20 protein-coding genes are annotated in these 24,292 nt (G+C 69.5%); 4 read left to right on the top strand and 16 right to left on the bottom strand.

The genetic code is table 11. From position 1 onward, the window contains the following. Positions 1-65 precede the first annotated feature (65 nt). Complete coding sequence (gene ahpD / locus QNA08_RS03875; protein ID WP_283739377.1) at positions 66-605, top strand: alkylhydroperoxidase, AhpD family; 540 nt, start codon at positions 66-68, stop codon at positions 603-605. 78 nt (positions 606-683) lie between these two features. Here ahpD and QNA08_RS03870 read toward each other — a convergent pair whose 3' ends face one another. From QNA08_RS03870 to QNA08_RS03845, 6 genes are all read right to left on the bottom strand, one after another. Further along, entirely contained in the window at positions 684-1,454 is a 771-nt protein-coding gene (locus QNA08_RS03870; protein ID WP_283739376.1) for a CPBP family glutamic-type intramembrane protease, read from the bottom strand. Between the two features lie 65 nt (positions 1,455-1,519). Continuing rightward, the gene (locus tag QNA08_RS03865; protein WP_283739375.1) at positions 1,520-1,921 is read right to left on the bottom strand and encodes a F0F1 ATP synthase subunit epsilon; all 402 of its coding nucleotides are present in this window, start codon (positions 1,919-1,921) and stop codon (positions 1,520-1,522) included. A gap of 72 nt (positions 1,922-1,993) precedes the next feature. Then, entirely contained in the window at positions 1,994-3,430 is a 1,437-nt protein-coding gene (gene atpD / locus QNA08_RS03860; protein WP_283739374.1) for a F0F1 ATP synthase subunit beta, read from the bottom strand. Between the two features lie 34 nt (positions 3,431-3,464). Further along, positions 3,465-4,343 (bottom strand): F0F1 ATP synthase subunit gamma, encoded by an 879-nt coding sequence (locus tag QNA08_RS03855; RefSeq protein WP_283739373.1) that lies wholly within the window; start codon positions 4,341-4,343, stop codon positions 3,465-3,467. Between the two features lie 33 nt (positions 4,344-4,376). Further along, positions 4,377-5,906 (bottom strand): F0F1 ATP synthase subunit alpha, encoded by a 1,530-nt coding sequence (gene atpA / locus QNA08_RS03850; RefSeq protein ID WP_283739372.1) that lies wholly within the window; start codon positions 5,904-5,906, stop codon positions 4,377-4,379. After that, positions 5,906-6,466: a F0F1 ATP synthase subunit delta gene (locus QNA08_RS03845; RefSeq protein WP_283739371.1), complete on the bottom strand. Its 561-nt coding sequence runs from the start codon at positions 6,464-6,466 to the stop codon at positions 5,906-5,908. The genes atpA and QNA08_RS03845 overlap by 1 nt, the downstream gene beginning before the upstream one ends. Positions 6,467-6,771: 305 nt before the next feature. Here QNA08_RS03845 and QNA08_RS03840 point away from each other — a divergent pair, with 305 nt between their 5' ends. After that, complete coding sequence (locus tag QNA08_RS03840) at positions 6,772-7,983, top strand: carbohydrate kinase (RefSeq protein ID WP_283739370.1); 1,212 nt, start codon at positions 6,772-6,774, stop codon at positions 7,981-7,983. Further along, positions 7,980-8,897, top strand: coding sequence for a pseudouridine-5'-phosphate glycosidase (locus QNA08_RS03835; protein ID WP_283739369.1), 918 nt, complete (start codon positions 7,980-7,982; stop codon positions 8,895-8,897). The genes QNA08_RS03840 and QNA08_RS03835 overlap by 4 nt, the downstream gene beginning before the upstream one ends. Here QNA08_RS03835 and QNA08_RS03830 read toward each other — a convergent pair. Further along, a complete protein-coding gene (locus tag QNA08_RS03830; RefSeq protein WP_283739368.1) occupies positions 8,890-11,097 on the bottom strand; it encodes a primosomal protein N' in 2,208 nt (735 codons plus the stop codon). The two genes, QNA08_RS03835 and QNA08_RS03830, sit on opposite strands and share 8 nt — an antisense overlap. Positions 11,098-11,191: 94 nt before the next feature. Here QNA08_RS03830 and QNA08_RS03825 point away from each other — a divergent pair, with 94 nt between their 5' ends. Beyond that, positions 11,192-12,127: a tyrosine recombinase XerC gene (locus QNA08_RS03825; RefSeq protein WP_283739367.1), complete on the top strand. Its 936-nt coding sequence runs from the start codon at positions 11,192-11,194 to the stop codon at positions 12,125-12,127. 22 nt (positions 12,128-12,149) lie between these two features. On the opposite strand, the gene QNA08_RS03820 is transcribed toward QNA08_RS03825, so the two are convergent. The 9 genes from QNA08_RS03820 to zapE form a co-directional block, all read right to left on the bottom strand. Then, a complete protein-coding gene (locus QNA08_RS03820; protein WP_283739366.1) occupies positions 12,150-12,692 on the bottom strand; it encodes a hypothetical protein in 543 nt (180 codons plus the stop codon). 146 nt (positions 12,693-12,838) lie between these two features. Next, the gene (gene lpdA, locus QNA08_RS03815; RefSeq protein ID WP_283739365.1) at positions 12,839-14,239 is read right to left on the bottom strand and encodes a dihydrolipoyl dehydrogenase; all 1,401 of its coding nucleotides are present in this window, start codon (positions 14,237-14,239) and stop codon (positions 12,839-12,841) included. Between the two features lie 138 nt (positions 14,240-14,377). After that, complete coding sequence (gene odhB / locus QNA08_RS03810) at positions 14,378-15,625, bottom strand: 2-oxoglutarate dehydrogenase complex dihydrolipoyllysine-residue succinyltransferase (protein WP_283739364.1); 1,248 nt, start codon at positions 15,623-15,625, stop codon at positions 14,378-14,380. Between the two features lie 152 nt (positions 15,626-15,777). Further along, the gene (locus QNA08_RS03805) at positions 15,778-18,738 is read right to left on the bottom strand and encodes a 2-oxoglutarate dehydrogenase E1 component (protein WP_283739363.1); all 2,961 of its coding nucleotides are present in this window, start codon (positions 18,736-18,738) and stop codon (positions 15,778-15,780) included. A gap of 298 nt (positions 18,739-19,036) precedes the next feature. Continuing rightward, on the bottom strand, positions 19,037-19,921 hold the full coding sequence (gene sucD, locus QNA08_RS03800) for a succinate--CoA ligase subunit alpha (protein WP_283739362.1): 885 nt from the start codon (positions 19,919-19,921) through the stop codon (positions 19,037-19,039). Then, positions 19,921-21,120: an ADP-forming succinate--CoA ligase subunit beta gene (gene sucC / locus QNA08_RS03795; protein WP_283739361.1), complete on the bottom strand. Its 1,200-nt coding sequence runs from the start codon at positions 21,118-21,120 to the stop codon at positions 19,921-19,923. Before sucC ends, sucD begins: the two co-directional genes overlap by 1 nt. 76 nt (positions 21,121-21,196) lie before the next feature. Beyond that, entirely contained in the window at positions 21,197-22,162 is a 966-nt protein-coding gene (gene mdh / locus QNA08_RS03790) for a malate dehydrogenase (protein ID WP_283739360.1), read from the bottom strand. A 270-nt stretch (positions 22,163-22,432) separates the two neighbouring features. Continuing rightward, complete coding sequence (locus QNA08_RS03785; RefSeq protein WP_283739359.1) at positions 22,433-23,053, bottom strand: TetR/AcrR family transcriptional regulator; 621 nt, start codon at positions 23,051-23,053, stop codon at positions 22,433-22,435. Next, complete coding sequence (gene zapE, locus QNA08_RS03780; protein WP_283739690.1) at positions 23,050-24,255, bottom strand: cell division protein ZapE; 1,206 nt, start codon at positions 24,253-24,255, stop codon at positions 23,050-23,052. The genes QNA08_RS03785 and zapE overlap by 4 nt, the downstream gene beginning before the upstream one ends. Positions 24,256-24,292: the final 37 nt, after the last annotated feature.

Below are 24,292 nucleotides of genomic sequence, written 5' to 3'. Positions count from 1 at the left end.
CCGCCCGGTTCGAGCAAGAGCATCGGGAACGCCGCCCGGATCGGGACCGCCCATGTGGAGCGCCCATGTCATTCGATAGCCTGAAAGCCAAGATCCCGGACTTCGCCAAGGACGTGCGCCTCAACCTGTCGTCCATGGCGCAGGACGAGACGCTGCCGGTGCAACAGAAATACGGCCTGTTCCTGGCCTGCGGCATCGCCACGCGCAACGCCGACGTCATGGCCGCCTGCGAGGCCGAAGCAAGGCCGCATCTGAACCCTGCCGCTCTCGACGCTGCGCGCGCCGCCGCGTCGATCATGGCGATGAACAACGTCTACTATCGCTTCGTGCATCTCGCCTCGAACAAGGAGTACGGCACCCTGCCGGCGAAGCTGCGCATGAACGTCATCGCCAATCCGGGGGTCGAAAAGGTGGACTTCGAGCTGTGGTCGCTCGCCGTGTCCGCCATCAACGGCTGCGGCATGTGCATCGACGCGCACGAGAAGGTGCTGAAGGAGGCGGGTGTCCCGGCCTCGACGGTGCAGACCGCCGTGCGCTTCGCCGCCATCATCCAGTCCGCCGCCGTGGCGCTCGAGGCCGCGGGCGCGACCGCGCGCGCCGCCTGAGACTGATCGCATGCCGGACGCAACGAAACGGGGAGGGGCCGCAAGTGCGGCCCTTCTCCTTTCGGGCTCGAAGGGCCGTCAGAGCCTGAAAAGCAGCGGCGCGAGCTGCAACGGCAGATGGGCCGCTGCATGGGCGGCCATGGCGGCTTCCACGCCCCGCCGCACGTAGAGGACCCCGCAGACGACGCCGACCAGACCGTTGAGCACGAGCGCCCGCGCCACCACCGCCTCCGTGAGCGGCGCAACGGCCGCCGTCGCCGGCAGATGGCCGACGCCGAAGGCGAGGGCGGCGAGCCCCACGGCCACGGCGACGGCCCCGCGCCCGGCCCGCACGCCGCCGCGCCTGGCGCGGCTGATCAGGAAGGCAAGCGCCGAGACGAGAAAGAGGCGCATGAGGATCTCCTCGCCGATCCCGCCGTAGAGGACACCGGCGAGGAGCCGCCTCCACAGCGCGACGTCGTCCGCGGCGATCAGCGCTGCCGGGAGCTGTGGGCGAAACAGGGCGCCGTCCGCCGCAACCGCCGCGACGCCGGCTGCGACCCCGACGGCGGCACTGTGGCCGAGCCTTGCGGCGGCAAGGGGGATCGGTGCGCGGGCGAGCCAGGCCGTGAGCAGGGGCGCTCCGGGCAGGCCCGTGCGCACCGCCGCAGCAAGGCCGAGATGCGCGGCGACGGCGAACAGCACCGCTGACTGGAGCACCGCGGCGCCGAGCACCACCGGCCACGGCGGCGCCGTGCCGAGGCCCGCCATCGTCGGTGACGCCACGGCCAGGGGCAGAGCCCCCAACCCTGCGAGAACGCCGAGAACCGTCAGAATGCCGACGGCACGGCGATGAACGCGCTTCGGCATGAGGGCTCCCGAAAAAAGAAGGGCCGCCGAAGCGACCCTTCCAAGATGACCGGAGCATGACGCTGTCAGTGCACGAGAGCGTCCCGCAGCTCCTTGAGCTGGCTGAGCTTCTCCGCCGCGTCACGCTTCGCCTCGTCGGTCGCGGCGTCGTCAAAATCCTCCTGGGCGTCCTTGACGAGCTGGGCGAGCGCCTCGGCGTCAAGCTCCTCCAGGGGAATCGCGTGTTCGGCGAGGATCGTCAGCCCCTCGGGCCGCACATCGGCGAAGCCCCCGCGCACGAAGAGCCGCCGCGGCGCGCCCTTGCCCTCGGACACGGTGACGACGCCCGGCTTCAGCACGGCCATGACCGGCGCATGCTGGGCCGTGACCGTCATCTCACCCTCGACGGACGGCACGATCACGCTCTCGACCTCGCCGGCGAAGAGCAGCCGCTCGGGCGAAACGAGCTCGAAGTGGAAGATCGCCATCGCTTGTTGTCCTCAGTCCATTCCAGGTCCCGGAAGGAGCCCTGCGGGCGCCTCCCGGGCGGCGGAGCGTGATTACGCAGCCTCGGCGGCGAGCCTCTTGCCCTTCTCCACCGCCTCTTCGATGGTGCCGACCATGTAGAAGGCCGCCTCCGGCAGGTGGTCGTACTTGCCCTCGCACAGGCCCTTGAAGCCCTTGATCGTGTCCTCGAGCGACACGAGCTTGCCCGGCGAGCCGGTGAAGACTTCAGCGACGTGGAACGGCTGCGACAGGAAGCGTTCGATCTTGCGGGCGCGCGCCACCGTCAGCTTGTCCTCCTCCGAGAGCTCGTCCATGCCGAGGATGGCGATGATGTCCTGGAGCGCCTTGTAGCGCTGCAGGATCTGCTGCACCTGGCGGGCGACCGCATAGTGCTCCTCGCCCACGATCTGCGGCGACAGCATGCGCGACGTCGAGTCGAGCGGATCGACGGCCGGGTAGATGCCCTTCTCGGCGATGGAGCGCGACAGCACGGTCGTGGCGTCGAGGTGGGCGAAGGAGGTCGCCGGCGCCGGGTCGGTCAGGTCGTCGGCCGGCACGTAGATCGCCTGCACCGAGGTGATCGAGCCCTTCGTCGTCGTGGTGATGCGCTCCTGCAGGGCGCCCATATCGGTGGCGAGCGTCGGCTGGTAGCCCACGGCCGAGGGGATACGGCCGAGGAGCGCCGACACCTCCGAACCCGCCTGCGTGAAGCGGAAGATGTTGTCGACGAAGAACAGCACGTCCTGGCCCTGGTCGCGGAAGTGCTCCGCGACCGTGAGGCCGGAGAGCGCGACGCGGGCGCGGGCGCCCGGCGGCTCGTTCATCTGGCCGTAGACGAGCGCGCATTTCGAGCCCTCGCCGCCGCCGAGCTTGTTCACGCCCGACTCGATCATCTCGTGGTAGAGGTCGTTGCCCTCGCGCGTACGCTCACCGACGCCGGCGAAGACGGAGTAGCCGCCGTGCGCCTTGGCGACGTTGTTGATGAGCTCCATGATGAGCACGGTCTTGCCGACGCCGGCGCCGCCGAAGAGGCCGATCTTGCCGCCGCGGGCGTAGGGGGCGAGGAGGTCGACGACCTTGATGCCGGTGACGAGGATCTGCGCCTCGGTCGACTGCTCGGCATAGCTCGGCGCCGGCTGATGGATGGCGCGCCGCGCTTCCGCCTCCACCGGTCCCGCCTCGTCCACCGGCTCGCCGATGACGTTCATGATGCGGCCGAGGGTGCCGGCGCCGACCGGCACGGCGATCGGCGCGCCCGTGTCCTTGACCGGCTGGCCGCGCACGAGGCCCTCGGAGGTGTCCATGGCGATGCAGCGGACGGTGTTCTCGCCAAGCTGCTGCGCTACCTCGAGGACGAGGCGGTTGCCCTGATTGGTGGTCTCCAGGGCGTTCAGGATCTCCGGCAGGTGGCCGTCGAACTGCACGTCCACGACGGCGCCGATGACCTGGGTGATGCGCCCGACCGTCTTGTCGCTCGCCTTGTTCGCCATTGTCGTACCCTCTCGATGCGGTCAGAGCGCGGCTTCAGAGAGCCTCGGCGCCCGAGATGATTTCGATGAGTTCCTTGGTGATCATCGCCTGACGCGTGCGGTTGTATTTCAGCGTCTGCTTCCTGATCATCTCGCCAGCGTTGCGCGTGGCGTTGTCCATCGCGGACATCTGCGCGCCATAGAACGAGGCGTTGTTCTCGAGGAGCGCGCGGAAGATCTGCACGGCGATGTTGCGCGGCAGGAGCGCCTCCAGGATCTCCTCCTCGCCCGGCTCATAGTCGTAGACCGCCTCCGCGCCCGCCGCGCCGGCACCCTCGCCGACCTGAGCGGGAATGAGCTGCTGGGCCGTCGGCACCTGCGCGATCACCGACCTGAAATGCGAGTAGTAGAGGGTGGCGACGTCGAAGCCGCCCTCGTTGAACAGCCTGAGAAGCTTCTTGGCGATGGCCTCGGCGTGGTCGAAGCCGAGCTGGCGCACGGAGCGCAGCTCGACATAGTCGACGATGTCCTTCTCGAACTGCCGCCGCAGCGCCTCGTAGCCCTTCTTGCCGACGCAGAAGAACTTCACCGTCTTGCCCTGCGCCTTGAGCGCGAGCGCCCGCTCGCGCGCCATGCGCACGATGGCCGAGTTGAAGGCGCCGCACAGGCCGCGCTCGCCCGTGCAGACGAGGAGCAGGTGCACATCGTCCTTGCCGGTGCCGATCAGGAGCCGCGGGGCCCCTTCGGTCGTGGTCAGGCGGCTGGCGAGATTCGCCAGCACGCTGCCCATGCGTTCGGCGTAGGGACGCGCCGCCTCGGCCGCACTCTGGGCGCGGCGGAGCTTGGCCGCCGCGACCATCTGCATGGCCTTGGTGATCTTCTGCGTCGCCTTCACCGAGGCGATGCGGTTGCGCAGATCCTTCAAGCTCGGCATGACGGGCGCCTATCTCTCCGCGGTCCTGGCCAATCAGCCGAAGGTCTTGGCGAAAGCCTCGACCGCGCTCTTCAGCTTGGCGGCCGTGTCGTCCGACAGATCCCGGGAGGTGCGGATGGCATCCAGGATGTCGGCGTGCTTCGCCCGCAGGACGTGCAGGAGGCCCTCCTCGAAGTCGCGCACGCGGTGGACCGGCAGCGGATCGAGATAGCCGTTGACGCCGGCATAGATCACGCAGACCTGCTCCTCCATCTTCAGCGGCGCGAACTGCGGCTGCTTCAGGAGTTCGGTCAGGCGGGCGCCGCGGTTGAGCAGGCGCTGGGTCGTCGCGTCGAGGTCGGAGCCGAACTGCGCGAAGGCCGCCATCTCGCGGTACTGCGCCAGCTCGCCCTTGATCTTGCCGGCGACCTTCTTCATCGCCTTGGTCTGCGCCGAGGAGCCGACGCGCGACACCGACAGGCCGACGTTCACGGCCGGACGGATGCCCTGGTAGAACAGGTCCGTCTCGAGGAAGATCTGGCCGTCGGTGATCGAGATGACGTTCGTCGGGATGTAGGCCGACACGTCATTGGCCTGCGTCTCGATGACCGGCAACGCGGTGAGCGACCCCGCCTTGTTGTCCTCGTTCATCTTGGCGGCGCGCTCGAGCAGGCGCGAATGCAGGTAGAAGACGTCACCCGGATAGGCTTCGCGGCCCGGCGGACGGCGCAGGAGGAGCGACATCTGGCGGTAGGCGACGGCCTGCTTCGACAGGTCGTCGTAGATGATCACGGCATGCATGCCGTTGTCGCGGAAGAACTCGCCCATGGCGCAGCCGGCGAAGGGCGCCAGGAACTGCATCGGCGCGGGATCGGAGGCGGTCGCCGCGACGATGATCGAATATTCGAGCGCGCCGTTCTCCTCGAGCACCTTCACGAACTGGGCGACGGTGGAGCGCTTCTGGCCGACGGCGACGTAGACGCAGTAGAGCTTCTGGCTCTCGTCGCCGCTCTGGTTCAGCGGCTTCTGGTTGAGGATGGTGTCGAGCGCGATCGCGGTCTTGCCGGTCTGACGGTCGCCGATGATGAGCTCGCGCTGGCCGCGGCCGATCGGAATGAGGGCGTCGACCGCCTTCAGGCCCGTGGCCATGGGCTCGTGCACCGACTTGCGCGGAATGATGCCCGGCGCCTTCACGTCGACGCGGCGGCGCTCGGTGGCCTCGATCGGCCCCTTGCCGTCGATCGGATTGCCGAGCGCGTCGACAACGCGCCCGAGCAGGCCCTTGCCGACAGGCACGTCGACGATGGCGCCCGTGCGCTTCACCGTCTGGCCTTCGGCGATGTCACGGTCGGAGCCGAAGATGACGACGCCGACGTTGTCGCTCTCGAGGTTCAGCGCCATGCCGCGGACGCCGGACTCGAACTCGACCATCTCACCGGCCTGGACATTGTCGAGCCCGAAGCAGCGGGCGATGCCGTCGCCGACCGACAGCACCTGGCCGACCTCGGTGACCTCGGCCTCGGAGCCGAAGTTCTTGATCTGCTCCTTGAGGATTGCGGAAATCTCCGCGGCGCGGATGTCCATCAGCCGACCTCTTTCATCGCGAGACGGATCGAATTGAGTTTGGAGCGCAAGCTGGCATCGACCATGCGGCTGCCGAGCTTGACGACGAGACCGCCGATGATGGCGGGATCGATCTTGACGTCGACGGACACCTCACCCCCGGCCACGCCCCTGAGCGCCGCCTTGATGTCGTCGAGAATCTTCTGGGAAGGCTCCTCGGCCAGCGTCACCTGGGCATGCGTGATGCCCTTCTTGTCGGCGACGAGGAGCTTGTAGGCCCTGACCATCTCGCGCACGGCGAAAAGGCGGCGCTTGGCGGCGACGAGGCGCAGGAAATTGGCGGCGAGCCCGCCGATGCCGGCCCTGTCGAGCACGGCGCCGAGCGCGCGCGCCTGTTCCTCGGCCGTGAACACCGGGCTCCTCACCAGGCGCTGCAGGTCAGCGCTCTCGGCGACGAGCGCGTCGAACCGGTCGAGATCGGTCTCGACCGCATCGACCGCATTCGATTCCTCGGCGAGCTCGAACAGAGCCGAGGCATAGCGTCCCGCGACGCCGGAAACGATCGAACCGCCTTGGGCCACCGGTTTTCTCTCTCTTCAAGGACCGGCACTCGTCACCGATGTCTCGGTGGCGCCCCGACCCTTTGCGCGGACTGTGATAGTGCGCGGGCGGAGCCTGAGTTCCGCCCGGAAGGCGCGGGTGCACTAACACATGGTTGCGGGGCGTGCAACGGCACGTCGGTGCTTATTCCGCGCCATCTCGGGCCGCTCCCCGCAGCATGTCCGCCCGCGGAACCGTCGTGGCTCCGGCAAAGACGCTGCGCGCTGCCTCTTCGGCTCCCGGGCGACGGTTTCTTTATTGATGTGAAGTGATATTTATATCTTCCATGTCGACTGCATTGACCGATCGTGAATGCCAGGTCCTCGACGCCCTGCGGGCCGATCCGCTGCTCGATGCGGCGGCGGTGGCGCGGCGCATCGGCAGCACCCGCGCCGCGGTCGCGGTGCACATTTCCGCCCTGATGAAGAAGGGTTTCATCGCCGGACGCGGCTATGTCCTCCGCTCGCCGGGCGCGGTCGTGGTCGTCGGCGGTGCCAATCTCGACATCAAATGCCGGACCTCCGCGCCTGCCCTCGCCGCCACCTCCAATCCGGGCGCGATCACGAGCACGCCCGGGGGCGTCGCCCGCAACATCGCCGCGAACCTCGCCCGGCTCGGCGTGCCGGTCCGCCTCTTCGCCGCCGTGGGCGAGGACGAGAGCGGCGACCGCATCATGCGCGAGACCGCCACGGCCGGCGTCGACCTGTCGCTCGTCCTGCGCCTGCCGCGGCCGACGGGCCTCTACACGGCCGTCCTCGGACCCGAGGGCGACCTCGTCGTCGCCGTCTCCGCCATGGACATCATGGCGGAGCTCACCCCGGAGCGCGTCCGCGCGCGGGCCGGCGCGCTGGCGCAGGCAGCACTCGTCGTCGCCGATGCCAACCTGCCGCAGGACACCCTCCTCGCCCTCTGCGAGACGACCGCGGCCGAGGGCGTGCGGCTCGTGCTCGAGCCCGTCTCCGTGCCCAAGGCAGAGCGCCTGCGCCCGCTCCTCGCCGCGCGCCTTCCCGTCTTCCTCGTGACGCCGAACCGCGACGAACTCGCTGCCCTCGCCGGGCGGGAGGTCGCAGACGACGGCGCTCTCACCGAGGCCACCGCCACACTCCATGCCCGCGGCGTCGCCCATGTCGCCGTCGGTCTGGGGCAGAGGGGCGTCCTCGTGTCGTCGGCGGATGCACCCGCCCGGCCTGTGATCGTTCCTGCGGCGGCCACGGCGGCCGTCGACGTCACGGGCGGCGGCGACGCGGCCCTTGCCGGCATGTTGTGGGCGCTCCTCGCCGGCCACGACCTCGCGACCGCGGCGCGCGCCGGCCAGGCGGCAGCGGCCCGGGCGGTGGCGAGCGTCGATTCGGATGCGGCGCTCGATGCGGCCGCCCTCGCTGCCGCCATTGGAACGGACGGCGCGGAGGGGCGGCCCGCCCCGTCCGCGCACCTTGCTCCCGACAGCGGCCTTGCCCCCGCGTCGCCCCTCCCTGCGAAGCCCATGGACATCCGATGACCGACCTGCCGCTCGACTTCTCCCCCGAGGTCGCCGAGGCACGCGCCTCCGGCCGCCCCCTCGTCGCACTCGAATCGACGATCATCGCCCACGGCATGGCCTATCCCGCCAATCTCGACACCGCGCGCCGGGTCGAGGCCATCATCCGCGAGAAGGGCGCCGTACCCGCAACCATCGCCGTCCTCGGCGGCCGCCTGAAGGTGGGCCTCGGCGACGCCGATCTCGAGCGGCTCGCCACGGCGAAGAACGTGATGAAGGCGAGCACGCGCGAACTGCCCCTCGCGCTCGCGACGCGCCGCGACGCCGCGACCACCGTCGCCTCGACGATGCGCATCGCGGCGCTCGCCGGCATCGCCGTCTTCGCCACGGGCGGCATCGGGGGCGTGCACCGGGGCGCCCCGGCCACCTTCGACATCTCCGCCGACCTGACGGAGCTCGCACGCACGCCCGTTGCCGTCGTCTCGGCCGGCGCCAAGGCAATCCTCGACCTCGGCCTGACGCTGGAGACATTGGAGACGCTCGGCGTGCCGGTGATCTGCGTCGGGACGGATGCCTTTCCCGCCTTCTACTCACGCGACAGCGGCCTTGCCGCCCCCGCCCGCCTCGACACGGCCGGGGAGATCGCCGCCCTCCTGGCGGCGCAGCGGCGCCTCGGCCTCGAGGCGGGGGCGCTCGTCGCCAATCCGATTCCGGCGGCCGCCGAGATCCCGGCGCCCGAGATCGAGCCGGTCATCACCGCGGCACTCGCGGAAGCCGCCGCCCGCGGCATCGCCGGCAAGGACGTGACGCCCTTCCTCCTCGCCCGCGTCGCCGTGGCGACCGAGGGCCGCAGTCTCAAGGCCAACATCGCCCTCGTCGAGAACAACGCCCGTCTCGGCGCCGAGATTGCCGCAGCCTACGCCGCCCTCACATGAAGCTCATCGGGTCGACGTCGATGGTGACGCGGATGCGCGCGGGGGGCTTCGGCGCGCGCGTCATCCAGCTGCGCAGGAACCCCTGCAGATCCGCGTCACGCGTGCCGCGCACGAGCAGGCGGAAGCGATAGCGCCCCCGCACCAGCGCAAGCGGCGCCTCGGCGGGGCCGAGAACGTCGATGCCCGGCGGCGCCGCCGCCGCGCGCGCCAGGGCGCGGGCGTGGGTCTCCGCCTCCGCCCGGTCCGCAGCCGCCACGACGATGCCGGCGAGCCGGCCGAAGGGCGGCAGACCCGCCGCCTCGCGCTGAGCCGTCTCCTCGCGGTAGAAGCGCTCGGCATCGCCAGAGACCAGGGCCTTCAGCACCGGATGCTCGGGCTGGTAGGTCTGGATCAGCGCCCGGCCGGGCTTCTCGCCGCGGCCGGCCCGGCCCGTCACCTGCTGCAGCAGCTGGAAGGTGCGCTCGGCCGCACGCGGATCGCCGTTGGCGAGGCCGACGTCGGCGTCGACGACGCCGACGAGAGTGAGCTGCGGGAAATTGTGCCCCTTGGCGACGAGCTGCGTGCCGATGACGATGTCGACCTCGCCTTCGGCGATGGCCTTGAGCTCCGCCCTGAGCCGTTCGGTGCCGCCGGGGAAGTCGCTCGACAGGACGATGCTGCGGCAGTCCGGGAAGAGCTCCGCCACCTCCTCGGCGAGCCGCTCGACGCCCGGCCCGCAGGCGGCGAGCACGTCGAGCCCGCCGCAGGCCGGACAGGCCTCCGGCCGCCGCTCCACATGGCCGCAGTGGTGGCACACGAGCGCCCGACGGAACCGGTGCTCCACCAGCCAGGCCGAGCAGTTGGGGCACTGGAAGCGGTGGCCGCAGGCGCGGCACAGCGTCAGCGGCGCATAGCCCCGCCGATTGAGGAAGAGGAGCGCCTGCTCGCGGCCGCCCACCGTCTCACGCACCGCCCGCACGAGGGGCGGCGAAAGCCAGCGCCCCGGCTCGGCCGGATCGCGCCTCAGATCGATCGCGTCGATGTCGGGCAGGCTGCGGCCGCCGAAGCGCTCGGGCAGGTGGAGATGCGCATAGCGGCCTCGTGCGGCGTTGACGCGCGTCTCGATGGAGGGGGTTGCCGAGGCGAGGACGACGGGGAATCGCTCGATGCGCCCGCGCACGATCGCCATGTCGCGGGCGTGATAATGGACCCCGTCCTCCTGCTTGTAGGCACCCTCGTGCTCCTCGTCGACGACGATGAGGCCGGGATCGCGAAAGGGCAGGAAGAGGGCCGAGCGCGCGCCGGCGACGACCTTCACCTCCCCCGATGCAACGCCTGCATGGATGCGCTCGCGCCGGCGACCCGGGACGCCCGAGTGCCATTCCGCCGGCCGCACGCCGAAGCGCGCCGCGAAGCGGTCGAGGAATTGGGCCGTGAGCGCGATCTCGGGCATGAGGATGAGGGCCTGCCGGCCCTGCCGCAAGGCCTCCGCCACCGCCTCGAAATAGACCTCCGTCTTGCCTGAGCCCGTGACGCCCTCGACGAGCGTGACGGAGAAGCCGCCACCGCGCATCGTCGCCCGCAGGGCCGCCGCCGCCCTCTCCTGAGCGGGCGAGAGGGCGGACCGGGCGTGCTCGGTATCGGGCGGCGGCGCCACCGGCTCGGGCGGCAGGGCGATCGTCTCGAGGGTCCCGGCGTCGACGAGACCGTCGACGACCGCCTGGCTGACGGCCGCCCGCTCGGCAAGCTCGCGGCGGGTGAAGACGAGCCCGCCCTCGGCCGCCGCGATGACGCGTGCGCGGCCCGGCGTCAGCCGCTCGGGCGGCGGCCCCGCGAGGCGGACCCCGATGCGCACCGCCTCCGCCCGATCGGGCGCCGGCAGGCGCAGCGCGAGCCGCATGGCGAGCCCCCGCGGCGCCACCGTGTACCAGGCGATCCAGTCGAGGAAACGGCGCATCGCCGCCGTGAAGGGCGGCACGTCGAACCGGGCGACGACGCGCTTGAGATTGGCCCCCGTCCCCTCGCGCAGGGCCCAGACGACGCCGACCGTCTCGCGCGGCCCGAACGGCACCACGACCACATCGCCCGCGGCGAGATCGAGATCATCCGGTACGGCATAGGAATAGGCCGTGTCGAGCGCCACGGGCACGAGGATGTCGGCGATGCGCGGCCCGCCAGCCGCCGCCTCGTCCCCCCCTCCTGTCGCCGGCACCTCGTTCATGCGCGAGGCATAGCACCGATTCGCCCCGCCGCGTCAGGACACAAGGCGGCGCGCCGCTAACCCGCCGTTATCCGCTTGGATGGACAATCGCCGCATGTCGCCAGACCTGCCCGACGATACCGCCCGCGCCGCGGGCGCCTGGCTTGCCCATCTCGCCGCCGAGCGGCGCCTGTCGCCGAAGACGGTCGAGGCCTATGCGCGCGACCTGCGGCAGTTCCTCGCCTTCCTCGGCACCCATCTCGACGCGCCACCGACGCTCGCCGCGCTGCGCTGCCTGACGCCCCTCAACCTGCGCGCCTTCCTCGCAGCGCGCCGGCGCGAGGGCATCGGCAGCCGGTCCCTCATGCGCCAGCTGGCGGCGCTGCGCTCCTTCGCCAAGCATCTCGAACGCGGCGGAGAGGCCTCGGCCTCCGCCTTCGCCGCCGTGCGCAGCCCCAAGGTGGCGCGAGGCCTGCCAAAACCCCTCACCGCCGCGGCCGCCCGCGCCGCGGCCAACCCCGACAGCCGGGCCGGCGAGGAAAAGGAGCCGTGGATCCTGTTGCGCGACGCGGCGGTCCTTGCCCTGCTTTACGGCTCGGGCCTGCGCATCGGCGAGGCCCTGTCGCTGACGCGCGCAGCCGCTCCCGTCGGCGGCGCCGACAGCGTGACGGTGACGGGCAAGGGGGGCAAGACGCGCACCGTGCCGGTGCTGCCGCAGGTCGCCCGCGCGATTGCCGACTACATCGCCGCCTGTCCCTACCACCTGCCGGCGGAGGGGCCGCTATTCGTCGGTGCCAGGGGCGGGGCGCTCAGCCCGCGCATCGTCCAGCTCGCCATGCAGCACCTGCGCGGCGCCCTCGGCCTGCCCGACACGGCGACGCCGCATGCGCTTCGCCATTCCTTCGCCACGCATCTGCTTGGCCGCGGCGGTGACCTGCGCGCCATCCAGGAGCTCCTGGGCCACGCCTCGCTCTCGACGACACAGGTCTACACCAAGGTGGACGCGACGCGCCTGCTCGCCGCCTACGACGCCGCCCACCCGCGCGCCTGAGGCGGCCGCAGGAGGCTGCGCCTCACGTCGCGCGACCGAAGCGGCGGGCGCGCAGGCGCAGGAGCACAAGGCGCCGTCGCAGCCGGCCGTCGAGACCGAGGCGTCGCCGCATCCCGGCGGCGGCGGCCCGGATGGCGCGGCGCGCGGGCTCGGTCTCGCGATGCGCCCAGTCCCTCAAGGCAAGAACCCGGACGTAGACCCAGGCGAACCACGGCAGCAGCAGGAGCTTGTCGCGACACAGGTCGAAGAGGAAGGCCGTGACCCCGAGCCCCAGGATCTTGGCGAGGACGAGGAGTGCCACCGCCGAGATCCAATGCTCCTGCGCGAAGAGCCAGAGGGCGAGGAACTTGACCGGCAGGAGCAGCCCCGCCGGAACGGCGAAGAGCGCGGCCGCGGCGAGCGGCGGCAGACGCTCGACGGCGGCCGCCACGGTCGCCTTCCAGGCGACCCAGGGCAGGAGCCTGACGATCGCGGCGATGACTGGCGCGAGCCTGTCCCACAGCCAGGCTTCGACGAGAAAGAGGACGGCGAGGACGAACCAGAAGAGCTTCAGCAGGCGGCGCATGCGGCATCGTTCCGTGGCGCGGCCGATCCTGCCCGCCCATCGCGTTCTTTCCAGGGCGGTTCCATGGCACCTGCATGAACGACAGAAGCCCGGGATGGAGGTCCCGGGCTTCCTGTTCATGCGCGGCACCGCCGGCCGGCCGGCGCTCACATGTGGATGGCGCGCTTCTCGACGGCGAGCGCCGCCTCCTTCACCGCCTCCGAGCGCGTCGGATGGGCGTGGCAGGTGCGGGCGAGGTCTTCCGAGGAGCCGCCGAATTCCATGAGCACGGCCGCCTCGTGGATCATCTCGCCGGCCTCGGCGCCGACGATGTGTACGCCGAGCACGCGGTCGGTCTTGGCATCGGCGATAACCTTCACAAAGCCTTCCGCCTGCTGGTTGACCTTGGCGCGGCCGTTGGCCGTGAAGGGAAACTTGCCGACGGTGTAGGCGATGCCCGCCTCCTTGAGCTCCTCCTCCGTCTTGCCGACGGCGGCGACCTCCGGGAAGGTGTAGACGACGCCGGGAATGACGTCGTAGTTCACGTGGCCCGCCTTGCCGGCGAGGATCTCGGCGACCGCCACGCCCTCGTCCTCGGCCTTGTGGGCGAGCATCGGCCCGGCGATGACGTCGCCGATGGCGTAAATGCCGGGCACCGACGTGCGGAAGTGGCCGTCGACGACGACACGGCCGCGGTTGTCCGTCTCGACGCCCGCCTCGGCGAGGCCGAGCCCGTTCGTGTAGGGCACGCGGCCGATGGCGACGAGCACCACGTCGACCTCGAGCGTCTCGTCCTCGCCGCCGGCGGCCGGCTCGATGGTGACGGTCGCGCCCTTCTTGCCCTGCTCCACCCTGGTGACCTTGGAGCCGAGCTTGAAGGTGAAGCCCTGCTTGGCGAGCATGCGCTGGAACTGCTTGGCCACCTCGCCGTCCATGCCCGGCAGGATGCGGTCGAGGAACTCGACGACGACGACCTCCGAGCCGAGGCGTCGCCACACGGAACCGAGCTCGAGGCCGATGACGCCGGCGCCCACGACGAGGAGCTTGCCGGGCACCTGCGCGAGTTCGAGTGCCCCGGTCGAGGAGACCACGACCTTCTCGTCGATCGTCACGCCCGGCAGCGGCGCGACGTCCGAGCCCGTGGCGATGACGATATTCTTCGTCTCGAGCGTTGTGACCGAGCCATCCTCGGCCTTCACCTCGACCGTGCCCGGCGCGGCAATGCGCCCGGTGCCGTTGAAGGCGTCGATCTTGTTCTTCTTCAGCAGGAACTCGACGCCCTTGGTGTTGCCGTCGACGCCCTCCTGCTTGAAGGCCTGCATGCGCGCGAGATCGAGCGTCGGCGCCGAGACGCCGATGCCCATCTTGGCAAAGTCGTGGCTCGCCTCCTCGAACATGTGCGAGGCGTGCAGGAGCGCCTTGGAGGGAATGCAGCCGACGTTCAGGCAGGTACCGCCGTGCGTCTTGCGCTTTTCGACGACGGCCGTCTTCAGGCCGAGCTGCGCCGCGCGGATGGCACAGACATAGCCGCCGGGGCCGGTGCCGATGACGACGAGATCGTAGGACATCGCTCGACTATCCTTGCTGCGTGGTCCGCCGCCGGTTCAGGCCCGGCGATCCGGGCGCCCGGTCGGGCCGGGTGCGCCACGGGTCGAGGGAGAGGAATGCCCGGCCGCAGTGCCGGGCATGACGAAGGAAGGGTGGGCTCAGAGGTCGAGGACGAGGCGCGCCGGATCCTCGAGGTTCTCCTTGACGCGCACGAGGAAGGTCACGGCTTCCTTGCCGTCGATGATGCGGTGGTCGTAGGAGAGCGCCAGATACATCATGGGGCGGATGACGACCTGGCCGCCGCGCGCCACCGGGCGCTCCTCGATGCGGTGCATGCCGAGGATGGCCGACTGCGGCGCATTGAGGATCGGCGTGGAGAGGAGCGAGCCGTAGATGCCGCCGTTCGAGATCGTGAAGGTGCCGCCCTGCATCTCCTCGATCTTGAGCTGGCCGTCACGGGCACGCTTGCCGAATTCGCCGATCTTCTTCTCGATCCCGGCGAGCGAGAGCATGTCCGCATCGCGCACGACGGGCACGACGAGGCCCTTCTCCGTGCCGACGGCAACGCCGATGTGGTAGTAGTTCTTGTAGATGATGTCCTGGCCGTCGATCTCGGCATTGACGGCGGGAAGCTCCTTGAGGGCCTGCACGCAGGCCTTCACGAAGAAGCCCATGAAGCCGAGCTTCACGCCGTGCTTCTTCTCGAAGACATCCTTGTACTGTGCGCGCAGCGCCATGACGGCGGACATGTCGACGTCGTTGAACGTCGTCAGCATGGCGGCGTTCGCCTGCGCCTCCTTGAGGCGGCGGGCGATCGTCTGACGCAGCTTCGTCATGCGCACCCGCTCCTCGCGGGCAGCGTCGTCCGGCGCCGAGGGGGCGCGCAGCTGCACGGGCGCCGCTGCCGGGGCGGGTGCGAGGCCGCCGGCGATCACGGCAAGCATGTCGCCCTTGGTGACGCGGCCGTCCTTGCCGGTGCCGGCGACGCTCGCCGGCGAGATACCGCTTTCGGCGGCGAGACGGGCGACAGCCGGGCCGTGCTCCATGGCAGCGGCCTTGGCCGCCGCCGGAGCGGCGGGAGCGGGTGCGGCCGCCGGAGCGGACTTCGCCTCGGGCTTGGGAGCTTCGGCCTTGGGCGCCTCGGCCTTCGCCGCAGCGGCGCCGGCGGCACCTTCCGCGATCGAGCCGAGCAGCGCGCCGACGCCGACCGTCTCGCCGTCCTTCACGACGATCTCGGAGAGGATGCCGGCGGCCGGCGCATTGACCTCGAGCGTCACCTTGTCGGTTTCGAGCTCGACGAGCGGCTCGTCCGCCTTGACGGCGTCGCCCGGCTTCTTGAACCAGCGGCCGATGGTGGCCTCGGAGACGGATTCGCCCAGGGTGGGCACGCGGATTTCGGTCGCCATGATCGTCGTTTCGTTTCGGTCGGGCCGATCGGCCGGGTTGATCGTCGAGGGGGCCGGTCAGGCCCTCTGGGCCTCCTCCACGGCCCGGAGGTCGCGGAGGCAATTGCTGCCGACGGGGCGCGCGAGCACCGCGGCTCCCGTCGCGATCCGCGCTACGCCGCGAAGGCCTCGTCGAGGAAGGCCTGCAGCTGCGCGAGGTGCTTCGACATGAGGCCCGTCGCGGTGGCGGCCGAGGCGGCGCGGCCGACATAGCGCGGACGCTTCACCTTGGCGCCGGCGTGGTCGAGCACCCATTCGAGATAGGGCTCGACGAAACTCCAGGCGCCCATGTTCTTGGGCTCCTCCTGGCACCAGACCACGTCCGCCTGGCGAAAGCGGGCGAGTTCGGTCGCCAGCGACTTCGCCGGGAAGGGGTAGAGCTGCTCGACGCGCAGGAGATAGACGTCGTCGATGCCGCGCTTCTCGCGCTCCTCGTAGAGGTCATAGTAGACCTTGCCGGAGCACAGCACGACGCGGCGGATCTTCTCGTCCTTGGCGAGCTTGATCGGCTCCTTCGGCAGCCGCTCGGCATCGTCCTTGACGATCCGGTGGAAGGACGTGCCGTCGGCGAGTTCCGCCAGCGTCGAGACGCAGCGCTTGTGGCGCAGCAGCGACTTCGGCGTCATCAGGATGAGCGGCTTGCGGAAGTCGCGTTTCAGCTGCCGGCGCAGGATGTGGAAATAGTTTGCAGGCGTCGAGCAGTTCGCCACCTGCATGTTGTCCTCGGCGCAGGCCTGGAGGTAGCGCTCGAGACGGGCGGAGGAGTGCTCCGGCCCCTGCCCCTCGTAGCCGTGCGGCAGGAGCATGACGAGGCCCGACATGCGCAGCCACTTGCGCTCGCCCGAGGAGATGAACTGGTCGACGACCACCTGCGCGCCGTTGGCGAAGTCGCCGAACTGCGCTTCCCAGAGCGTCAGACAGTTCGGCTCCGAGAGCGTGTAGCCGTATTCAAAGCCGAGAACCGCCTCCTCCGAGAGCATCGAGTTGATGACCTCGTAGCGCGCCTGCCCCTCGCGGATGTGGTTGAGGGGCGTGTAGCGCTCCTCGTTCTCCTGATCGACGAGGACGGAATGGCGCTGGCTGAAGGTGCCGCGCTCGCAGTCCTGGCCGGACAGGCGCACCGGGTGACCTTCCAGCATCAGCGAACCGAAGGCGAGCGCCTCGGCGGTGGCCCAGTCGATGCCATCGCCGGTCTCGATCATCTTCTTGCGGTTGTCGAGGAAGCGCTGGATCGTGCGGTGGACGTGGAAGCCCTTCGGCACTTCGGTGATGCGCTCGCCGATTTCCTTCAGCGTCGCGACGGCGATGCCGCTGGCGCCACGGCGCGGGTCGTCGGCGTCCTCGCTGGTCGCCTTCAGGCCGGCCCAGCGGCCGTCGAGCCAGTCGGCCTTGTTCGGCTTGTAGGCCTGGCCCGCTTCATATTCGGATTCGAGCTTCGCCTTCCAGGTCGCCTTCTGCTCCTCCACCTCGGCCTCGGTCACCACGCCTTCGGCGACGAGCTTCTTCGTGTAGAGGTCAAGCGTCGAGGGATGCTGCCGGATCTTCTTGTACATCAGCGGCTGGGTGAACGCGGGCTCGTCGCCCTCGTTGTGGCCGAACCGCCGGTAGCAGAACATGTCGATGACAACCGGCTTGTGGAACTTCTGCCGGAACTCGACCGCGATCTTGGCCGCGAAGACGACCGCCTCCGGGTCGTCGCCGTTCACGTGGAAGACCGGCGCCTCCACCATCTTCGCCACATCCGACGGATAGGGCGAGGAGCGCGAGTAGCGCGGATTGGTGGTGAAGCCTATCTGGTTGTTGATGATGAAATGGACGGAGCCGCCAGTGCGGTGCCCCTTCAGGCCCGACAGGCCGAGGCACTCGGCCACCACGCCCTGGCCGGCGAAGGCGGCGTCGCCGTGGATGAGGAGCGGCATCACCTTGGCGCGCTCGACCGTGTCGTTGAGCTGGTCCTGCTTGGCGCGCACCTTGCCGAGCACCACGGGATCGACGATCTCGAGATGCGAGGGGTTGGCGGTCAGCGACAGGTGCACCCGGTTGCCGTCGAACTCGCGGTCCGACGAAGCGCCGAGGTGATACTTCACGTCGCCCGAACCCTCCACGTCGTCGGGCGCGTAGGAGCCGCCCTTGAATTCGTGGAAGATGGCACGGTGCGGCTTGCCCATCACCTGGGCGAGCACGTTGAGGCGGCCACGGTGGGCCATGCCGAGGACGATATCCTCGACGCCGAGCGCGCCGCCACGCTTGATGATCTGCTCGAGCGCCGGGATCATTGCCTCGCCGCCGTCGAGCCCGAAGCGCTTGGTGCCCGTGTACTTCAGGTCGAGGAACTTCTCGAAGCCCTCGGCCTCGACGAGCTTGTTGAGGATCGCCCGCTTGCCCTCGCGCGTGAAGGTGATTTCCTTGTCCGGCCCTTCGATGCGCTCCTGGATCCAGGCCTTCTCGGCCGGATCGGAGATGTGCATGAACTCGACGCCGAGCGTCTGGCAATAGGTGCGCCGCAGGATCGCCAGCATCTCCTCGATGGTGGCGAACTCGAGCCCGAGGACGTTGTCGATGAAGATCTTGCGGCTGTAGTCGGCGGCGGTGAAGCCGTAGGTCGCCGGGTGCAGCTCCTCATGATCCTTCGGCGGCTCGATGGCGAGCGGATCGAGGTCGGCATGCAGGTGGCCGCGCATGCGGTAGGCGCGGATCATCATCAGCGCGCGCACGGAATCGCGCGTCGCCTGCTGCACGGCCGCAGGCGTGAGCTCGACGCGCTTGTCCTGCGCCTTGCCCCGGATCTTGTCGCTGATCGCCTTCTCGAGCGTCGCCCAGTTGCCGTCGAGCGCCGAGACGAGCTCGCCGTTGGCGTGCACCGGCCAGTTCGGCCGCCGCCATGAGGCTCCCCGCGCGTTCTGCTGCACGAGGGCGGCGTCCTCCTTCAGCCCGGCGAAGAACGCCTGCCACTCGGCGTCCACCGAGGCGGGGTTCTGCTCGTACCGGGCGTAGAGATCCTCGATGTAGGCCGCGTTGCCACCATAGAGGAAGGAGGTCTGGGCGAAGATGTCGTTGGCGTCCTGGCGTGCCATGGTCATCGGTCCTGCCGGCCCCGTGGAGCCCTTGCCCGGGCTTTCCAGGGGGGATGGGGCCGGTTGGCCGGCCCCGGAAGCCGCCGCTCCTGTTCTGGCGGCGGGTGGATCGCATCGGTCCGGAGCGTGTTCTCGGCCAAGCGGGCGGTCTGCCCACCGAGATTACGCGTCGAGCCGGGAATCTAGGGTGGTTTCGCGTGTCCGCTCAATAAGAAACCGCTCTGGAACGATGCGAGACTGGTGAATTCGACCCGGGCCCGCCCCTATATGGGTTCGCGGGCCCGGCCCGGTGAAGGCATCAGCCCTTCAGCACCTCGACAAGGGTCTTGCCGAGGCGCGCCGGCGACGGCGACACACGGATGCCGGCCGCCTCCATGGCCGCGATCTTGTCCTCCGCGCCGCCCTTGCCACCCGAGATGATGGCGCCGGCATGGCCCATGCGGCGGCCGGGAGGCGCCGTGCGGCCAGCGATGAAGCCGACCATCGGCTTCTTGCGGCCCTTCCTGGCCTCGCGGGCGATGAACTCGGCCGCGTCCTCCTCGGCCGAGCCGCCGATCTCGCCGATCATGATGATCGATTCGGTCTTGGGGTCGGAGAGGAACATGTCGAGCACCTCGATGAACTCGGTGCCCTTGACGGGGTCGCCGCCGATGCCGACGGCGGTCGTCTGGCCGAGGCCCTCGTTCGTGGTCTGGAACACCGCCTCGTAGGTCAGCGTGCCCGACCGCGACACGATGCCGACCGAGCCCGGCTTGAAGATGTTGCCCGGCATGATGCCGATCTTCGACTGGCTCGCCGTCACCACGCCCGGGCAGTTCGGCCCGATGAGGCGCGACCTGGAGCCCGACAGCGCCCGCTTCACCTTCACCATGTCGAGCACGGGGATGCCCTCGGTGATGCAGACAATGAGCGGGATCTCGGCGGCGATCGCCTCGCAGATCGCATCCGCGGCGCCCGCCGGCGGCACGTAGATCACGGACGCGTCAGCGCCGGTCTTCTCGCGCGCCTCGGCCACGGTGTCGAACACCGGCAGGCCCAGATGCGTGGAGCCGCCTTTGCCGGGCGAGGTGCCGCCGACCATCTTCGTGCCGTAGGCGATGGCTTGCTCGGAGTGGAAGGTGCCGTTCTTGCCGGTGAAGCCCTGGCAGATGACCCTCGTGTTGGCGTCGATCAGGATCGACATTACGCGACCTCCCTCACGGCCTTGACGATCTTCTGGGCGGCATCGTCGAGGTCGTTGGCCGAAATGACGTTGAGCCCCGATTCGTTGATGATCTTCTTGCCGAGCTCGACGTTGGTGCCCTCCAGGCGCACGACGAGCGGCACGGTCAGGCCCACCTCGCGCACCGCCGCCAGCACGCCCTCGGCGATGACGTCGCAGCGCATGATGCCGCCGAAGATGTTGACGAGGATGCCCTTCACGTTCGGGTCGGCGGTGATGATCTTGAAGGCCGCGGTGACCTTCTCCTTGCTCGCGCCGCCGCCGACGTCGAGGAAGTTCGCGGGCTCCTCGCCGTAGAGCTTGATGATGTCCATCGTCGCCATGGCAAGGCCCGCGCCATTGACCATGCAGCCGATCGTGCCGTCGAGGGCGATATAGGCGAGGTCGTGCTTGGAGGCCTCGATCTCCTTCTCGTCCTCCTCGGTGAGGTCGCGCAGGGCAACGACGTCCGGATGGCGGTAGAGGGCGTTGGAGTCGAAGGACACCTTGGCGTCCAGGCACTTGAGCTGCCCGTCCCTGGTGACGATCAGCGGATTGATCTCCAGCATGCTCATGTCCTTCGCGACGAAGGCGGCATAGAGCTTGGAGACGAGGCCCTCGGCCTGCTTGGCCAGGTCGCCGTTGAGGCCGAGTGCCTTGGCGACGCGGCGCCCGTGGTGCGGCATGACGCCGGTCGCCGGATCGACGGAGAAGGTGACGATCTTCTCGGGCGTCCTGTGGGCCACCTCCTCGATGTCCATGCCGCCTTCCGTCGAGACGACGAAGGCGACCTGACCCGTCCCGCGGTCGACCAGGGCCGAGAGGTAGAATTCGCGCTCGATGTCAGAGCCGTCCTCAATGTAGAGGCGGTTGACCTGCTTGCCGACAGGCCCCGTCTGAACGGTGACGAGCGTGGCGCCGAGCATCTGCTCGACGAAGGTCTTCACCTCGTCCACGGATTTCGCCAGGCGCACGCCGCCCTTCTCGCCGGCGCTCGCTTCCTTGAACTTGCCCTTGCCGCGGCCACCGGCGTGGATCTGGCTCTTCACCACCCACAGCGGGCCGCCGAGCTCCTTGGCGGCGGTCTCCGCCTCGGCCGCCGAGAACACGGCCTTGCCGCGCGACACCGGCGCGCCGAATTCCCTCAGGACCGCCTTCGCCTGATATTCATGAATGTTCATGCGTCGTCCCCGGATGAACGGGATGGCGTGGCGACGGCCCCGGCAGCGTGCGACCGCCCGGAACCGCCGCGCGGGATCAGGCCGCGAGGGCCGGGTTGATGGACTTGCAGGCGTCGACGAGGCCGCGCACGGAGGCGACGGACTTCTCGAACATCGCCTTCTCCTCGGCGTTCATCTCGATCTCGACGACGCGCTCGACACCGTTCTCGCCGATGACGATCGGCACGCCGACGAACATGTCCTTGACGCCGTACTGGCCGTCGAGATGGGCGGCGCAGGGCAGCACGCGCTTCTTGTCCTTCAGGTAGCTCTCGGCCATCGCGATGGCGGAAGCCGCCGGCGCGTAGAAGGCGGACCCCGTCTTGAGCAGGTTGACGATCTCGCCGCCGCCCTTGCGCGTGCGCTCGACGATGGCGTCGAGCTTGGCCTGCGTGGTCCAGCCCATCTTGACGAGGTCGGGCAGCGGGATGCCCGCCACCGTCGAGTAGCGCACCAGCGGCACCATGTCATCGCCGTGACCGCCGAGCACGAAGGCGGTGACGTCCTCGACGGACACGTTGAACTCCTCCGCCAGGAAGTAGCGGAAGCGGGCCGAGTCGAGCACGCCGGCCATGCCGACGATCTTGTTCTTGGGCAGGCCGGAGGCCTTCTGCAGCGCCCAGACCATGGCGTCGAGCGGGTTGGTGATGCAGATGACGAAGGCGTTGGGGGCATATTGCTTGATGCCCGCGCCGACGGCGTCCATCACCTTGAGGTTGATGCCGAGAAGATCGTCGCGGCTCATGCCGGGCTTCCGCGGCACGCCGGCGGTGACGATGATCACATCGGCGCCGGCGATGTCGGCGTAGGACTGCGTGCCCTTGTAGCCGGCGTCGAAGCCGTCGACCGGCGAGGATTCGGCGATGTCGAGGCCTTTGCCCTGCGGAATGCCTTCCGCGATGTCGAAGAGGACGACGTCGCCGAGTTCCTTGAGGCCGGCGAGATGGGCGAGCGTGCCGCCGATCTGTCCGGCGCCGATCAGAGCGATCTTCTTGCGGGCCATGTGCGAACCATCCTTGGGTACGTGGGAAGGAAGCCCCGGAAAGCCGGCGCTTCTTTGACTCAATCCGCGCTCGCCATCAAGTCGCGGCGATCGGGGCGGAAACGGGGCGAAGGGCGGCGACGCTCGCCGCGCCCAGCCTGCCTGACGTGCCGAAATTTCGCACGCGATCAACGGCTTGCGGGGCGCGCGAATGGGAAGGTGCCGGCTGCGCGTCGCCGCCAGAGGAAAGGAACAGATTTCAATTTATGTAATCAGAAACTTGTTTTTGCGTCACACCAGCCCGCTTGCGAGTGCCCGCAGGGCGACGCGCACGACATGGGCGAGCCGCGTCTCCAGGAGGTCACGCGGCCGGTCCACGTCGAGGCGGATCGCCGTCGGATGGGTGAAGCGAAACAGCGCATCGGTGAGCAGGGACAGCGCCTGCTCCCGGTCGCGGGGCTCGAAGGTGCCCGTGGCGATGCCCTCGTCCACCACGCGCCCGACCAGCATGCGCACGCGGCCGCGATGGCGGCGGGCGATGCTGCGGTTCGCCTCCGTCGCATCGACATAGAGCGCGAAGACGGCGCTGTCGCTCTCGGCGAGATCGCGGTAGTCACGCGCCAGCGCCAGGATCAGGCGCTCGAGCTTGTCGTCCGCGGGGTCAGGTGCGCTGGCGATGTCGGCGAGCAGGGTTTCCACGGGCCTGAGCGCCTGCGCCACCACCGCATCGAGCAGATGCTGCTTCGACGGGAAATAGCGGTAGACATTGGCATGCGTCATGCCGGCGGCTTCGGCGACGCCCACCACGGTGACCCGCTTCGGGCCGAAGCGACGCAGGTGCTCGGCGGCGATGGCGACGAGGCGCGAATCCACCGTCTCGGCACCCGCTCCCTGCCGTCCCGCACCGCTCATGTCTCGACCAGTCCCGTCGTATCGCCCGAGGCGGCGGAGTCCGGCCGGCCGTGTGGCAGCGCCAGATACTCCTGCGAACGCATCTCGATGAGGCGCGACACGGTCCGGTCGAACTCGAAGACCTCGCGCCCCTCGGCCGCGGTATAGAGGAGATGCGCCTCGGCCTCCGCCGAGGCGAGGAGCTTCACCCGGTTATCATAGAAGGCGTCGATGAGCGTGATGAAGCGCTTGGCCTCGTTGCGCTGGACCAGCCCCATGACGGGGATTCCGTCGACGATCACGGTGTGGAAGCGCTCGGCGAGCGCCAGATAGTCCGAAGCACCGAGGGGCTTGGCGCACAGATCGGCGAAGGCGAAGCGTGCCACGCCGTCGAGGGCTGAGGGTACGTCGACCGCATGGCCCTTGACCGTGAGTTGCATCGGCTGGCCGTCGCTGCGACCGGTGAGGCGGCGGAAGGCCTCCGTCAGGGCCGCATGCGCCCGGGCATCCGCAGGCACGTGGAAAACGGGCGCGCCGGCGAGCTTCTCCAGACGGAAGTCCGTGCGCGAATCGAGCCTCGTGACCTCCATGCGTCGCTCGATGAGCCCGATGAAGGGCAGGAAGAGCGCCCGATTGAGCCCTCCCTCATAAAGGCGCGTCGGCTCGACGTTGGAGGTCGCCACCACGACCACGCCCTCGCCGAACAGCGCCGTGAACAGACGGCCGAGGATCATCGCGTCGGCGATGTCGGTCACGGCGAATTCGTCGAAACACAGAACCCAGGCTTCGGCCGCAAGCTCGCGCGCGACATGGGGAATGGGATCGCCGTCCTTCTCCCGCCCGTCCTTGACACGCTGGCGGAAGGCATAGATGCGCTCGTGCACATCCGCCATGAAGGCGTGGAAATGGGCCCGGCGCTTGCGCTTCGCCGGCACGGCCTCGAAGAAGAGGTCCATGAGCATCGTCTTGCCGCGCCCCACCGAGCCCCAGACATAGAGGCCCCGGATGGGCTCGGCCTCCCGTTCGCGCCGGCCGAAGAGCCAGCCGAGCGGATTGGCCTTGCGCGCGAGGCGGTGCTCTCCCAGCCTGACAGCCAGGGCATCGAGGCGCGCGACGAGCTGCTGCTGGGCCGGATCGCGCTCGATGGTCCCGGTCGCGACCAGGGCATCATAGCGCGCACGAACCGGCGAGGCGCTTTGTGCTAGGGAGGAGGCGGGCTGGATCGTCACAGGGCCAAGCCATTAACCGCTCACGGCCCTC

Source organism: Chelatococcus albus (assembly GCF_030067675.1).
Lineage (GTDB): Bacteria > Pseudomonadota > Alphaproteobacteria > Rhizobiales > Beijerinckiaceae > Chelatococcus_A > Chelatococcus_A albus.
Note: the sequence above shows the minus strand (reverse complement) of the source record. Positions and strands in the feature narration are given on the sequence as shown.